Source organism: Niabella aquatica (assembly GCF_054779315.1).
The window spans coordinates 230,953-246,181 of sequence record NZ_BAAGYM010000004.1 but is presented as its reverse complement, the minus strand read 5'-3'; the positions used below and the strand labels follow the sequence as shown (position 1 = coordinate 246,181).

Below are 15,229 nucleotides of genomic sequence, written 5' to 3'. Positions count from 1 at the left end.
ATCCATCAAAGCTCACTTCTTGTTCAAGCAGGCTATTTCATTTTCAGCATTTCGTTACCGGCGTTTAAAAATGCTCCGGCTGCATATTCATTGGTGTCTTGGGGGTAAACCCTGGTTGGCTTATGACCCACACGCTGCACCGACCCAAGCATCCCTTTACGGTTCACCTTTTTTACCAGGGCATTCCATGTCTTTACCACTACGGGCTTAAATTCTTTTTCAGAAAGAATTTTATTATTTATCCCCCATGCAAAAGCATAACAAAACAAACTGGAACTACTGGTTTCAGGATCGGGAAAAGAGATGGTATCATACAAACTACTGCGCCATAAGCCATCACCGGACTGAAGCCGCTTCACTTTATAAGCCATTTCTATAAACTGGTTTTCAAACTTCTTCCTGTTTTTATAATCCAAAGGCATATAAGCCAACGTTTTTGCCAATCCTGCCAGTACCCATCCGTTCCCACGACTCCAAAATACTTTTTTACCGTTTGGCTCTTTTGCCTGGTTGTCTCCTTTTGCCGGGCTGTAATTCGCATCCCGGTAATAAAGGCTGTCTTGCCTGTCGTACAGGTAATCAGAGGTATCCCACCACATATAATCCATTATCTCAATATATTTCAATTCTCCGGTTTGCCTGCTCAACATGGCAAATGCAGGAGGAGCCATAAAAAGAGCATCACACCAGGCCCAGTTATCATCTTTAGACCAGCCGGCCACACTCCCTAAAATCGGTTCATTCACTATTTTATCAAAAGTCTGCCGGCAATGCTCTATCATTTTGGGATCCCGCCTCAACTCAAACAGTCTGATATAGGTTTGGGCAACTACCTGGTCATCGGCATGACGGGGCTTAGGACCCAGTTGCCAGTTGTTCCGTTGCCCCCATTCTAATGCAGCTTGCAGGTATTTTTCATTTCCTGTACTTTCCAATGCAGCCATTACACCCGTAAAAAATACCCCTCTTACCCACCCGTTGGCCGGAACTGCCTCAACAATCCCATTTGCCATAACCGTACTATCTTTTAAATGATTCAACTGGTAATCGCAAACCTTTGACATTATTTTTTTAACGGTCCGCTTATTAATTTGGAAGGTTTCTTTTTGTGCAACAGAGATTTTAGAACAAACAACAATACCAAACAGAACTAACAGATGCCCAATATTTTTTTTCACGTTACTTTTAATTTAAGCCAATCAAAAACAGGACACGAAAATAAAAGAGAATGCAACCGGCGGCTGGGAAAAGCTGGTCAGAAAATAGGAAAAACTATTCATTTAAGCGTATACCCCCTGCTATTCATTGATAATTTATGATATTTACAGCAGATGGCAGCAAACAGCTTGTATACTTATGCGATCGCTTTTAAAATTATACCTTACCGGGTTGCTGCTGTATCAGGAACGATTATATTATATACTTTTTTATATGAAGGATAAAATGGCAGGCAGAACATTAGGATATTACGTTGTCATTTTCTACTTGCTATTTAGTACCAGGAATAACGCCTGCGCCCAGGTAAGCTTTGTAAACTATACGGATGCTAATGGATTATCCAGCAATTCGGTTACCTGCATTTTTCAGGATCACGAAGGAATGTTATGGATAGGCACCCAGAACGGCCTGAACCGGTTCGATGGATATAGTTTTAAAAGATTTAATTCACGGCAGGAAAGTGGCAGGGCTATTACTAATGATGTGGTTACAGCTATGCTGTCAGATAAAAACGGCCGGCTTGTAATAGGCACTCCAAAAGGATTGAACCTATACGACCCGTTAAGCAGAAGCTTTTTGAAAATCGACGGAAACCCGTTGCTGGAAGCATTTAAAAACAGTAGTATTACCGCTTTATTTGCAAAAGGGAATTCCCTTTGGGTAGGCTCTAAAGAAAAAGGCCTGAGCAGGTATGATCAGCAAAAACAACTATTATTAAATGAGATTGCAAATTTTCCAAAAAACACTGTTATTACGTGTTTGTTTGAAGATAAAGAAAATAAACTATATATAGGAACGAACAACGGCTTATATGTATACATGTTTAATCCGAAGGGAAGGCTGATCCGGGAAATCAGGCATTTTCAAAACGACTATATTAATGTGATCTACAAAGATTCCAATACAACTTTATGGGTAGGCACCAAACAGGGATTGATCAGAATAGCGGCTGTTTCTCAATCAAATGCAGGAACACTGGACATATCTTCCAGCCGGTTCACTTTTCATCCTTCCAGCCCTTCCGGTATTTCTCATAATGATATCCGGTCAATTACAGAAGACAAAAAAAGTAATTTATGGATCGGGACAAGAGGCGGCGGATTGAACAGGCTTTCTGTAAACAGCAGTCCCCGGAATACCTTGTTTAAACATTTTTTGCATACACCCAACAATCCTAACAGCCTCATTCAAAACGAGGTATTTGCAACTTATGTTGATACTTCCGGCACCTTATGGGCCGGAACCTATAACGGCATTAGTAAAATTGTGCCCTCGTTCGACAATTTTCATCACTTCCAAAATAGCCCGTTCAGTACACAAAGTATTTCCAATAATAATGTGGCTGCTATACTTCCATATGTGATAAACGGGAAACAGTTTGTATACATCGGTGGCTCGGGAGGAATTAATACAGCGGCAACCATAGCTGTTCACAACCAAGAATACCGGTTTTATGCTATTCCCGACAATAACAGCGATATAGAAAAAAGAAAGGTTCAAAGCCTGTTTATGTATAGGCCGGGCATCCTCTGGATAGGGACCAAAAAGGGGATCAGGATTTATGACTATCATAACAGCAGATTTTTACCCCCACCACTAACGTTAAATCAACTGCCTGAAGTAACGATCAGAAAAATCCACAGGGACAAAACAGGATTAATATGGATAGGTACAACCAATGGCCTGTATGTATGGGATCCACAAAAATCATTATTATCCCCATCGTTGCTTTCATCCCAAAAAAAGCCTAACACCAATTACAGAGATTATATTGAACCGAATCAATATGAAAATGTATTCGCAATTGAGGAAGACTTAAGCGGAAATATTTGGGTGGGTACCTGGGGAGGAGGCCTGGTAAAATTTAAAGCTGGCAATATTAAAGAGCAGCCTTTGATGTACACTAATGACCCGTCCAACCCCAAAAGCCTGTCCAGCAATTATGTTGCCTCACTTTACTGCAGCAAAAAAGGGGAAATATGGGTAGGCACTTCCAATGGATTGAATTTACTAAGCTCAGCTGATAATGCTGCTGCATTTGCCATGTATGCCAGCACGTATAACACCGAATACGATACGCATATTGCCGGTATACAGGAAGATGATAAAGGTCATCTGTGGCTGGCTACGTTAAACAGTATTTGCAGATTCGATCCTAAAAATACCCGGTTCCTGAATTACCAGTTTCCCTTTGGAAATATTACCAAAGAAAACTATACAATGGGAGTAGCAAAGGACCAGGAAGGATATATGTACTTTGGAGGGATGAGTGGTTTTATCAGCTTTCATCCTGACAGCATTATTACCAGTTACAGACATTTTCCATTAGTGTTATCAGAATGCCAGGTATCATCAGGGAACCTGCAAAAATCCGATCCTGAAATAAACTGGCCGCAAAAAAAGGTCTATTTAACTTATAAAGATCTGGGATTTTCATTTTCGCTCACCTCTACTGATTATAGTATTTCCCAACAGGTTTCCTATGCATACAAACTGGAGGGGATTGACCAGGACTGGATATACAGACCGCCCGATCAAAGACATGCTTCCTACGCCAACTTAAAACCGGGAACATATATTCTGAAAGCTAAAGCCACCAATGCGTTGGGCATCTGGTCTTCACCGGAAACTTTATTAACCATTATTGTAGAAACCCCCTTCTGGAAAACATGGTGGGCGTACGCTATATATATAGTCCTTTTACTCCTGGTTCTGCATCGGCTTATTCAATATGTTCTGGAACGTGAAAGGCTGAAAGACAGGCTTAAAATGGAACAAATAGAAAAAGAAAAAATAAAAGAACTGGAAGAACTGAAGCTTAATTATTTCACAAATATCTCGCATGAATTCAGAACGCCGTTAACTCTTATTTTAGGCCCTCTTGAACAACTATACAGCACCATATCTCCTATGGCAGATGGCCCAACAAAAGAGAACTTATCTTTTATACGTAACAACGTTGATCATTTATTCAGGCTGATTAATCAACTGATGGACTTCAGAAAGGCTGAGGGCAATAATATGAAATTAAGTGTTTCTGAAGGAGAGATCATTAGCTTCATTACAACGATTAAGGACTCCTTTACCAATCTGGCCCAACGAAAACAGATAAAAATTTACTTCATAACAGACCTTGATTTCTTGACTGTATGGATCGACTGGGATAAATTAGAAAAAATCTTAAACAACCTGTTATATAACGCCATATCCTTTACACCACCTCTGGGTGAAGTAAAGTTAAAATCAGCTTACAACGAAGGCCAACTTGCTATATCTGTTCAGGATACAGGCCACGGGATTCCCCCCGATCAGATCGATCATATTTTTAAGCCCTTTTTTCAAGCCGATAACCAGGTAGTATCCGGAGCATATGGATACGGAATCGGTTTGTCATTGGTTGAAAAGCTGATTCTGCTACACCATGGACAAATAAGTGTTGAATCTACCCCTAATAAAGGCACAACATTTCATTTCACTTTTCCGGCAACAAAAGCATCTTACCAGCCGGCTGAAATCCAGCCGAATACTCAATACAAATCTTTTACGGTTAATGAAATACTTTCTGAACCCGAATATTTAGCAGAGCAGGAATATAATAGCGATTCATCTGCCGGAGGATATAAACTTCTAATAATTGATGACAATCCCGATATTAGGCGATACCTGTCTAATTGTTTTTCAACAATCTACCAGATAGAAGAAGCTGCTAACGGATTTGAAGGAATCAACAAGGCTGTATCTTTTAATCCCGACCTGATTATCACCGATGTATTAATGCCGGAAATGGATGGCAACGAGTTCTGTGAAAAAATAAAAGTTAATATTGCAACAAGCCATATCCCTATTATCATGCTGACAGCCCTGGACCAAAAAGAGCAACAAATAAAAGGACTTGAAACCGGTGCCGATATATACATGGTTAAACCAATTTATTATGATGTACTCAAGGCCCAGGTAAAACGGCTTATAGAAAACCGGGAAATACTTAAAAAACATTTCCAGCAACAGATTGTTATTCAGCCTAAAGAAGTTACTGCCACTTCAATTGATTCGACATTTCTTGCACAGGCGATTGAAGTTGTTGAAAACAACATTGGGAATTGCGAATTTACAGTCGACCAGTTTGCCCGGGCTCTAACAATGGGCAGATCGGTATTATACAGAAAACTAAAAAGCCTGACAGGATTATCACCAAATGATTTCATAAAAACGCTGCGGCTCAAAAAGGCGGCCCAGTTACTTTCAAAAAATGCGGGCAACGTTTCTGACGTATGCTATAATGTGGGTTTTACTGATCCCGGGTATTTTACAAAATGCTTTAAAAAGGAATTTGGACAGACTCCCAAAGATTATACTTTAAATGACACAGTTATTTAAGCCTTCGCGTAAATTGTAAAAGCGAGTGGCATATGCGATTTCATCGTAGACTTCACAGTATTTTTCATACCAGCCTGTATATACAAAAGAAGGCTTTTTACTCAAGGTCGCTCTTTTTGTTATCGCACACAATTCATTTATTTTTCACCATAAAAACACAGTTATGAAGCAGAATGTCGGTATATAAGCCTGTTATTTTCAAGCAAATCCTGCAGATGATTACTATAGTAATACATCCGGACATCAATATTTGTTTCCGTTTTCAAATATTGAATTAAAGCATGGCACAATATTTCTTCATGCTCATTCATACTGCTTACAATAACTATTGCTTTACGAGCAGTCAACTTGTTCTTAACAGCAAAATAACCCTTACCAGCGATTGACCTGATTAAACCCTGATTCTTTAAAATGCCATAAGCCTTTTCGACTGTATCTCTTGCTACCTTATAGGATATACTAAACTTATTTATAGAGGGGAGCTGTTCGCCTGCGGAGATATTTCCTTTTTCAATTTCTGTTGCTATGGCCCATGCAATCTGATCGGCTTTTTTATCCCACTTATTGAACACAATTTTAAAATGATCCATAAATTATGAATAATAGTTAAATATTTTTGGCCTTAAAGCTCCAAATGCCTGAAAAAACCTTAAAAGGAATATATCCCTGCCTGGCATTTATTTCGCCCGGCTTTAAACCTTTCAGATATTTGCCTTTTTCCCAAACTTTTTTACCGTTCAATGTCACCGATTTTAATTTTTCGGCAGGAATGTTCACAATTGCCAAAGTTCCGCCCGGTACTGTTACATTTAATTCCAGGCCCGAATCCATTTGTAAATAAGCGCTTTTTATTTTTCCTGCCACACTGGCCACTTCTGTAGCTGCCCTGTTTACCAACCCGGGATGCGGAGTCAGCTCAAACAAACGATAGCCGGGAATAAGCGGAACAATTCCATTAATGTTTTGTGAACAGATAATAAGCGGGCCGCCGCTCCATGCATGATTTACCGATCCGGCAACGTGGCCATCAGTACCTGGCCAGTGTTCGGGCAATGTCGAAAACGGCCAGCCCTCAACCATTGGTTTATATCTTAATTTCAGGCGATGCAGTGCTTCTTTGGCATAACCCATTTCCATCATGGCTTCCAGTACATATTTTTCCATATACGGGCTTGCATGATATTCGGTTTGAAAGATCTTTAATAAACCCGGATATTTTTCTTTGGGAACAAGGCCGCAAAGCACCGCCAAAGCCTGTGCCCTGTCATCTGTGCTTTCCTTATAATCTGCAGAACGATATCCTCTTACTGTCCAGTATTTTTTATCAAATGCAACTTTAAATGCCTGCATATATTGAAGAAAGAACGTTTTATCATCATCCTTTTTAAGTTCCTTCGCTGTAAGGTACATTCCTTTTACTGCCAGATAATACCACAGATCATAAAGTAAAGGTATATCCCTGTTATTCCCCCAATCTCCCCAGGTCCAATCTCCGAACCGGGGCATCGAAAAACCGTCTTTCCGGGGCTTCCATAAAAATATATATTTTCGTATCTTATCATAAAACTGCTCCAGCAATAATTTATCACCTGTATGCATATAATAGTTCCATAAACCGTAGTAACCGATAGCTGCAAGCGATTGGTCGGGTAAATCTTTGTTCCAGTTACCGGCCGGAGCAGGCGCAAAGATCTTCCCATCTTTCTGTTGCCATTCTAATAATTCAGTCAGCCATTTTTTAGATAACGCATGAGCTGAAGAAGAAAGTGCATAAAAAGACTGTGCAGATTCCAGCACAGCATCGCCGGCCCATTGCGCCCGTTCCCTTTCCGGGCAATCCATATAGGTATCCCGCATGTTAACATACAGTGTCCGTTGCGCCTTCAGCCAAAGCTCATTGAGGAAAGGATCCGAACTGTGAAAACGTCCTTCAAAAGATGCCGGGTAGCCTGTTTCCCGATACTTAACATCTAATATTTTCACACCTGCAGGAATGATATAATACACTTTATGACCATTCATCCATCCCAAACTTTCATATTCCTGTACACCGGCTTTTGTAATATATTCAGCACGTATGTTTTCTGCAGATCCTCCTTTATAGTAAAGATAATTATCGGTACAAATAATGATCTTTTTGCCTGGGTTTGCTTCTACCTCAAGATAAGGAGTTACCTGGGCGTTATACGGCAGGCTGCAAACCAGGGTATCGTACTTATCAGAATCGCTTTTCTTCACATTGGGGTACTGCATCAGACCCGAATTCTTCCATTGGGGTATCGGCCTGATATGAAGCCTGTTCCATGGGTAGCAACCGGCTTCGCCCAATACTACAGCAGGCTCTATTCTCCCTTTAAAATCTATATCTTTCCAGTTACTGATTTCTTTGTTTGCATCATATAAAATACTCGACTCAGACAAACGGTAATTGGGAAGCGGAGGAGGGGCCGTTTGGTAAGCTTCCAAAACAGAACACTTCCAGCTGCTGTCTGAGAATAAATTCATCCCGTCAGAAACACAGTCAAACAAAAGTCCCGCCCGCCCGCTGCTACTGTGGGAAAAACCATCCTTTCCAAAGAACCATACTACAATTGCAATTACATTTCGCCCTTTCACCAGATAAGGCCCGATATCAACCTGTTCATAGTAGGTATCCAATGGGTTAGGACCTCTTTTTAAACCACCCTCAAACACTACCATTTCTCCATTGATCCAAAGCCAGTATTTAGAATCAACCGCTATTTTGGCTACAGCCGATGCCACGGCATTGTCTAAAGTAAATTCCTTCCTGTAACCCAACCAGGTATTGGAAGTACTCTGACAACGTTCAGTAGAAATCCATTTCCCACTCCAATCCTGGCCAAATGCCATGCAGGCAAGCAACTGAACACACAGGATACAAAAAATTCTTTTTATCATTTTCAATTTTTAAAGTAAAACACTTTTCTTTCGATCCGGCAACCTTCAGCAATTAAAGCCGTTCCCTAATCCTCCGTATCGAGCGCATTGCCATTCGCCAGGTCAAAGTAACGGCAGGAATAAGGGTGCATATTTATTTTCACCTCTTTCCCATTCAACGCATAAATTGTTTTTGTGCCGCCATTAACAGTATAAATACCGACTATTCCGCCCCCTACAGATATATAATCTTTGGGCACTGCATTTCCTACATAAGCACGAACATTGGCCCGGTTGAAAATCATTTTATATAGCTCCGCATTATCCCCTAAAGGAGCCCCTATGTATCCTACAGTATGGTTCCGCATCTTTTTAAAACCCGCCGCAACCAGCCCGTTATCGTAGGTCGCGGATGTGTCGGCCGTTTTATCATCTACCTGAAAAAGGCTTAGAATACCATCTGTGCGTACCTCTTCCGTTTTACCGTTCAATTCCATCGACATCCGTCTTGCCGCCGGGGCCATCTTTATCTTTATTCCGGTAAGTGCTGTCATAAAAGCAGTGTCGTTCGTTTTTCCGTCTGTATATCCGGTTGCCGAAATAAAGACCACCGTTCTGCCGTCATTCATAACTTTCGTTTTGATATACTTCCGCATGTCAGCATCCAGCAGGGATGTGTGTGAGAAAATAACTACTTTATATTTCTCTAAATTCACTTTTTTCAGATCCATTAGGAATATCTTCTCAAAGGACACGCCTGTACCCAGTAGTGCGTCTGCCATTTTCTCCACCAAAGAAGCGGTATATTTCTCAGCCCGCTTAGGACGCGTATAGTAGTAAGCGTACATATCATGGACAACCAGCACATCCGCTGTTGAATGATAGCCCGCCTCCAGCTGCCTGTTTGAGATTTTTAACAGAGCTTGCGCCTCCTGCTGTAACCGCGGTGTAGACCACCATCCTCCGCCCTGGCTTTTTGGTCCGAAATCGTACCACCATTGCCCGCCATTTTCTGTAATGCTGTACATAAAATTCCTTCTCATCCGGGCTATTGTCTGATCTTCATTTGCCGGAATACCCGGAAAATAGGCTTTACCAGCGCCGCTTCCGCCCAAATGGGTGCCTCCGTCATGCTCTGTGAACCATATTTTTTTATTCAGCACCATCGAAGCAGCCAAAGACCTGTAACATCCCGATCCATCCATGGTTCTGGAATAATAGGGACCAGCCAGGTAATCAATATAGGGACTTTCCAGTATGGTTTTAATATCCGCCTGGCTGGCCTGCGCCCCAACCGTAAACCCACCATAAAAGTAGCCGAAGAATACGCCGGTAATAGCCCGCCTTGGCCAATTTTCTTTTACACTTTTTGTAAGCGTATATACGAGTGACGAAATCGCTTTTTGCTGGCATTCATAATAATCAATAACATATTGATCCGCCTGAGGGTCTCTGAATTCACCATCAGCCACCTGAAACCTTCTTTCATAGCCCGGAACATGAATTTCTTCCAGGCTTTTATAACTGCTTTTCCAGTAAAAATTTATACTGTCTATGGTGCCATATTTCTGCTCTGCAAAATTCCGGAAATAGGTATCCATGGATGAAGAACAGTCAGGCTCATTAAATATCCCGTAATAATGCCATTCTCCATATACGCCTCCTCCAACATGAAAACCTACAATACGATCGGATTCCGGCAATTTTATCAGCTCCCTTAAAAAAAGCTTCAGTTTACTTTCGGCAAAACTCCGGTATGCTTCTGAGGCAAGACTTTCTGCAACCGTTCCGCCAAACTCTTTATTATCGGGGCCGGGCTTAGTTACACAGCAACGTTGTGCGGGATATTTATCCAGCCACCATCCGGGAGCAGATACGTTAATACGTACCACAATCTTTGCATTGGGATTGATCTGCAAAATCCCTGATAATTGTTTCTTTACTCCTGCCATATCAAATCTTCCATCCGGCATCAGGGAATATTTAAACCACATATCCGTTTGAATAATATCATATCCAATCGAACTAAACTGTGCTATACTCTTCTTTGTAGGGTCTTTCCAGGTTTGACGGCCTTGTTCCGTACCTGAGTACATTAAAGGAGGCACTGGTTTACCATTTATAAAGAACACCATTCGTCCTTTATACATCCCGCTCCATCCTTCCATTTTTTGCCCGAAAGTTTGCTGGGCACTACTAGTCGCTAATAACAGGAAAAGCAGGAAAACGATTTGTTGTTTCGTCATTTACAGAGGTATTGTAGTAATTAATAAATAGTATTTTGACACACAAGTATATGGCAAGCTCTCATCAGTAATTAGCTGCCGGCACAGGTTTCCCGTCTGCACCTATCACCAATTCTTTAATGAATATGGCTGTACGCCTTGGTTTCTCAGAATCATGTGTATGATGAATAAGGAAGGTTTTACCTTTGGCCTGCAGGATGGCCGGATGCCCGGCCGGAAAACTGGTAATATAGGTCCAGTTGTTTAAACCGTCCGGAGATTCATATACACGGGCCTGGAGTTTCCACGCATCTACAATCATAAAGTGCCGTCCGTTTTGCTTCCAGTAAAAAGGGGCTTCATGGCGCAGGTCATCAATTGCGGCCCCCCTTACTTTCCACCTACCCAGATCTTCACTTTCTGCCAGCCAGGTACGGGCACCATGCGCCTCATCTTTATAGGCCATCAGCCATGTTTTACCCACTCTATAAACACATGGATCAATACACCTGTCAGAAGAAAGCGGAATAAAAGACTCAAAGTTCCAGTTTTCGCCATCTTTACTGGTATAATGCTTTATATAGCTGATACCTTTCCCCATTTTGCCGGTAATGGCCGGTACATAACTCACATACAAGTGAAATGTTTTTTTATAATAGATTACAGAAGGTGCCCATAAAGAATAATCATCTTCAACAGGACGTTCCAACCTTTCGCCTTTGCAGGTTCCGATATATTGCCACTTACGGCCGTCCTTCGATGCTGCAATGCCAATTTTTGACCCTTCAGCCCAACCATCCCCCTCCAGGTCTGCACGTCTTTGCGTATAATACATATAGAACTGCTTTTTTGCCGGGTTCCATAATATAAAAGGATCGGCGCCCCCATTCCAAACAGGATCAATGTATGCAGGCTCAGCATCCGGTACATAAAACTCCTGCGCGCGCATTGTATTAAAAAAGAACAGGAAGCAGAATAGAGAAAAAAACTTTTGCATAGTCTTTAAAATTTAAGAATGGTACATATACGTTCAAAGAATCCGGACAAAAAGACCGGTATGAAATGTATATAAAAGCAGGTTTAACTTAACACCAATAGTTCTTAAAACTACAGGCCAGCCTATTGAAAGCCGGCTGGCTTACCCGGCCAGCTCCAGCTCGTCAGATCTTCGCTCCAGGCTATACCAATGGAGGCGTTTTTATCGAAGTCTCCTTTCAATTCACTTTCGGGCCCCGACCCATGAAAAAACATCAGGTACTTTCCAATAGACTTATGCTTTTTAAGATGGATAACCGTTGCAGCGGTGAGCCGCCCCCTGGCCCACTCCCAGCCTGTTTGCCCGAGTGTTATCACGCCCGGAACATCCTGCCAGTGAGTGAGATCCCCGGATCGTTTGATTCCAATACCATTATGAGGTGAGTGAAACATGACATATTGATTATCTACAACCAGCACACAGGTATTTTCTCCGCCATCCGGAATATTTCCTGCGTAAACCCAATCTTTCATATTGTAGGTATAAGACATACTTACACCTTTGTATTTATAAAAACACCACCATTTGCCAGGATGATCTTTATCTTCCAGCAAATAGGGATCAATCATTCTTCCCATTTTTTCAAACGGAATATTTCCCTGCACTTTCAAAAGCTCAGGTTGCGACCATTTTCGTAAATCCTTGCTGCGCATAATGTACAGTCGGGCATCTGCGTTTCCATACATAATTTTCTCTCCCGCTTTATAACCCGGGCGGGGATAGGTTTGCAGACACAATATCCATTCATTTTTAAACCGGATAATATTTCCCGGACTGGAGAAATTCAGATGCTGATCTTTTGGCGTAATTATTTCAGGCAGGCTCCAGCGGGCCAAATCTCTGGAACGGGAGAACGCTGTATATGAGTATATGTTGCCTTCTTCTTCTGCTTTAACAACAGTGAAGAACAGATAAAATATTCCCTTTTCGAATAAGACAGCTGGATCTCTGTACGCAACGGAATCATTACCGCTGAAAATGACAGGAGATGGAAGTTTCTGTAAAGATTGAGCGAAAGCTTTTGTACTACTAAAGACAACCAGTATATATAAACACAATAAAGAACACCTTCTTATCATACCATTTTTATTTAATTGCGGAATGAATGATCAGTTCACTTTGTGGCAGCCCCTTTGGTTGGGCAATTACCCTGATAACACCCGGTTGACCGGTTGACTGAACGATGGCAATAAGTTTTCCAAAACGCGTATGCCGGGTATGGGTTTTAAATGATTCATCGCTATCCTGATTGCCATTATCTATGCCTATTAATTTACCGGGGCCTTCAATGGAAAAAGTTACCGGCAGGTCTGCATCGGACACCAGGGTGCCCTTTTCATCGAGCAACTTCAATTCCACCACGGCAGCATCCTGCCGGTCTGCAACGATCTTCTCTTCGGATGTTTGCAGTTGTATCTTCGCCGGGGCCTGGGCTGTGGTGAGTGTATCTCTTGTAACTTCCGCTCCGTTATTTTTCCCGATAGCAATAAGGTGGCCTTCTGCATAGGGCACCCACCATTCAATTGTATTATTAGCAAACTCAGCAGTATTACGCTCTCCGAAGGAACGCTGATTCACCTGCAATTCTACCGATTCACAATTTGTAAATGTATGCACCCGGACGAGGTGCTTTTTATAGTAAGGAAAATTCCAATGAGATACCATTTTAGGGTAAGACCAGTTGAGTTTTGCAGGATCCACTTTTAAATCTGCATGGTCGTCTAATACAGCCAACGCAACCACGGGACGCTCCAGCCAAACTGCTTTAAAGAAGCCTGCGATTGCTTTTGGAAAGCCTGCTATATCAATAATTCCGGAAGATCTTATTTTCAGGGGCCAGCCTCCCACCTCTCCAATATAGTCAATACCCGGCCATAAAAAAGATCCGGCAACATAATCATTCTCTGCCACATCGTACCAGGGATTCCGCCTGGTTTCGAAATTCATTTTGTTCCCCTCATAGCCACGGAAATAACAATAAGTTTCTGTGCCAATGAAAATCCTCGAAGGAAAATCTTTTTTGTCCTGTTCGTACCAGGGCTCCTGGTAATTGTATCCAACCACATCCAGCGCCTGTGCAAATCCGTTTTCGTTGAACCCTCTCGAAGGGTTGAGTCCTACCATTACTTTCCGGGTGGGGTCAAGCTTATGCACATAGTCGACCAATAACTTAACTGTATCGGTTCCGGATGGAAGATTTTGTTCAATAACTTCATTGCCCACACTCCATAAAATAACAGAGGAATGGTTCCTGTCTCTTAGCACCATGGATCCTATGTCTTTTTGCCACCACTCCTCAAAATACTTCTGATAGTATCCATATCTTCTCCATTTATCCAAAGCCTCATCAATTACAAGAAATCCCATTGAGTCGCATAGCTCCAGAAATGCCCGGTCTGGCGGATTATGACTGGCCCTGATGGCATTACATCCCAGTTCTTTCAATGTTTTAAGACGCCGCTTCCATACATTAGGCGGTACGGCCGTTCCAACAGCTCCGGCATCTGTATGCAGGTTCATGCCTTTCAATTTCACTACCTTGCCGTTTAGTAGAAAACCTTTGTCGGGGCTCCATTCAACCACTCTTATGCCCAATTTAGCCAACGACTCATCGATTACTTTCCCATCCTTTTTAACGGTTGTTCGTACCTGGTATAAATATGGATTAATATCCGACCAAAGTACCGGGTCCTTTATCTCCACCTGCTGTTTAAATTGGCTTACTATACCTGGCTGCAGGCGCAAGGCCTGCGTATTTATAGCTACTCTTTTTCCTTGCCGGTCTACAATCTCTGTAACAATAGTATAAGTACCGGTCGTTAGCCGGGTATTTTTTATGCTGGTTTCGATACGGACAACGGCCTTTTGGGCAGACACCTCAGGTGTAGACACAAAACTGCCCCAGAGATCAATATGTACAGGATCCAATACTTTAAGCCAGACATTTCTGTATATGCCCGAGCCCGAGTACCATCTTGAAGAAGGTAATTCGGCATGATTTACCCGAACGGCGATTACATTGTCTTCACCAAACTTTAAATAGTCTGTAAGGTCGTACTCAAAAGGCGTATAACCGTAAGGATGAAAGCCCAGGTGATGCCCGTTGATATACACATCGCTTTGATGATATACCCCTTCAAAATGAAGGTAGATTTTTTTTCCCTGATTCTTTTGAGATACAGTAAAATGCTTCCTGTACCACCCGATACCGCCAGGTAAAAATCCATTGGCGCTTAATTTTTTATCATTAACGAACGGCTGCTCAATACTCCAGTCGTGCGGTACATTCAGCAACCGCCAGCCCTTATCATCAAAGTTGAAAGCGGCAGCGCCCTGAACATCTCCCAAATGAAAACGCCAGTCCAAGTCAAATTTTTCCACTTTCCTTCCCAAACCTGCCTGTAACGATGAATGAGATAAAAGACCAATAAAAATGGTAAGTAAAATTCTTTCAAGTTTCTTTTTTATCATAATC

8 protein-coding genes are annotated in these 15,229 nt (G+C 41.9%); 1 reads left to right on the top strand and 7 read right to left on the bottom strand.

Annotation, left to right across the window (positions count from 1 at the left end; all coding sequences use genetic code 11):
* Positions 1 to 32: 32 nt before the first annotated feature.
* A complete protein-coding gene (locus ACYVBM_RS04920) occupies positions 33 to 1,178 on the bottom strand; it encodes a glycoside hydrolase family 88/105 protein (protein WP_460684513.1) in 1,146 nt (381 codons plus the stop codon).
* A 253-nt stretch (positions 1,179 to 1,431) separates the two neighbouring features.
* Here ACYVBM_RS04920 and ACYVBM_RS04915 point away from each other — a divergent pair, with 253 nt between their 5' ends.
* Positions 1,432 to 5,595 carry a hybrid sensor histidine kinase/response regulator transcription factor gene (locus ACYVBM_RS04915; protein WP_460684512.1) on the top strand — a complete coding sequence of 1,388 codons (4,164 nt, stop codon included), beginning with the start codon at positions 1,432 to 1,434 and terminating at the stop codon, positions 5,593 to 5,595.
* 161 nt (positions 5,596 to 5,756) lie between these two features.
* Here the strand turns inward: ACYVBM_RS04915 and ACYVBM_RS04910 are convergent, their stop codons facing one another.
* From ACYVBM_RS04910 to ACYVBM_RS04885, 6 genes are all read right to left on the bottom strand, one after another.
* Positions 5,757 to 6,185 (bottom strand): winged helix-turn-helix domain-containing protein, encoded by a 429-nt coding sequence (locus tag ACYVBM_RS04910; protein ID WP_460684511.1) that lies wholly within the window; start codon positions 6,183 to 6,185, stop codon positions 5,757 to 5,759.
* A 16-nt stretch (positions 6,186 to 6,201) separates the two neighbouring features.
* Positions 6,202 to 8,514: an alpha-L-rhamnosidase-related protein gene (locus tag ACYVBM_RS04905; protein ID WP_460684510.1), complete on the bottom strand. Its 2,313-nt coding sequence runs from the start codon at positions 8,512 to 8,514 to the stop codon at positions 6,202 to 6,204.
* 65 nt (positions 8,515 to 8,579) lie between these two features.
* Positions 8,580 to 10,739, bottom strand: coding sequence for a beta-galactosidase (locus ACYVBM_RS04900; protein WP_460684509.1), 2,160 nt, complete (start codon positions 10,737 to 10,739; stop codon positions 8,580 to 8,582).
* Positions 10,740 to 10,803: 64 nt separating this feature from the next.
* Positions 10,804 to 11,715, bottom strand: coding sequence for a family 43 glycosylhydrolase (locus tag ACYVBM_RS04895; RefSeq protein ID WP_460684508.1), 912 nt, complete (start codon positions 11,713 to 11,715; stop codon positions 10,804 to 10,806).
* Positions 11,716 to 11,837: 122 nt separating this feature from the next.
* Positions 11,838 to 12,833 carry a glycoside hydrolase family protein gene (locus tag ACYVBM_RS04890; RefSeq protein ID WP_460684507.1) on the bottom strand — a complete coding sequence of 332 codons (996 nt, stop codon included), beginning with the start codon at positions 12,831 to 12,833 and terminating at the stop codon, positions 11,838 to 11,840.
* A gap of 7 nt (positions 12,834 to 12,840) precedes the next feature.
* Positions 12,841 to 15,225 (bottom strand): sugar-binding domain-containing protein, encoded by a 2,385-nt coding sequence (locus ACYVBM_RS04885; protein ID WP_460684506.1) that lies wholly within the window; start codon positions 15,223 to 15,225, stop codon positions 12,841 to 12,843.
* Positions 15,226 to 15,229 lie beyond the last annotated feature (4 nt).

Excerpts from the sequence above, each read along its gene's own strand:
- ACYVBM_RS04910 (WP_460684511.1), bottom strand. The coding sequence starts at position 6,185 with ATGGATCATTTTAAAATTGTGTTCAATAAGTGGGATAAAAAAGCCGAT.
- ACYVBM_RS04890 (WP_460684507.1), bottom strand. The coding sequence starts at position 12,833 with ATGATAAGAAGGTGTTCTTTATTGTGTTTATATATACTGGTTGTCTTT.
- ACYVBM_RS04900 (WP_460684509.1), bottom strand. The coding sequence starts at position 10,739 with ATGACGAAACAACAAATCGTTTTCCTGCTTTTCCTGTTATTAGCGACT.
- ACYVBM_RS04905 (WP_460684510.1), bottom strand. The coding sequence starts at position 8,514 with ATGATAAAAAGAATTTTTTGTATCCTGTGTGTTCAGTTGCTTGCCTGC.
- ACYVBM_RS04885 (WP_460684506.1), bottom strand. The coding sequence starts at position 15,225 with ATGATAAAAAAGAAACTTGAAAGAATTTTACTTACCATTTTTATTGGT.
- ACYVBM_RS04895 (WP_460684508.1), bottom strand. The coding sequence starts at position 11,715 with ATGCAAAAGTTTTTTTCTCTATTCTGCTTCCTGTTCTTTTTTAATACA.
- ACYVBM_RS04915 (WP_460684512.1), top strand. The coding sequence starts at position 1,432 with ATGAAGGATAAAATGGCAGGCAGAACATTAGGATATTACGTTGTCATT.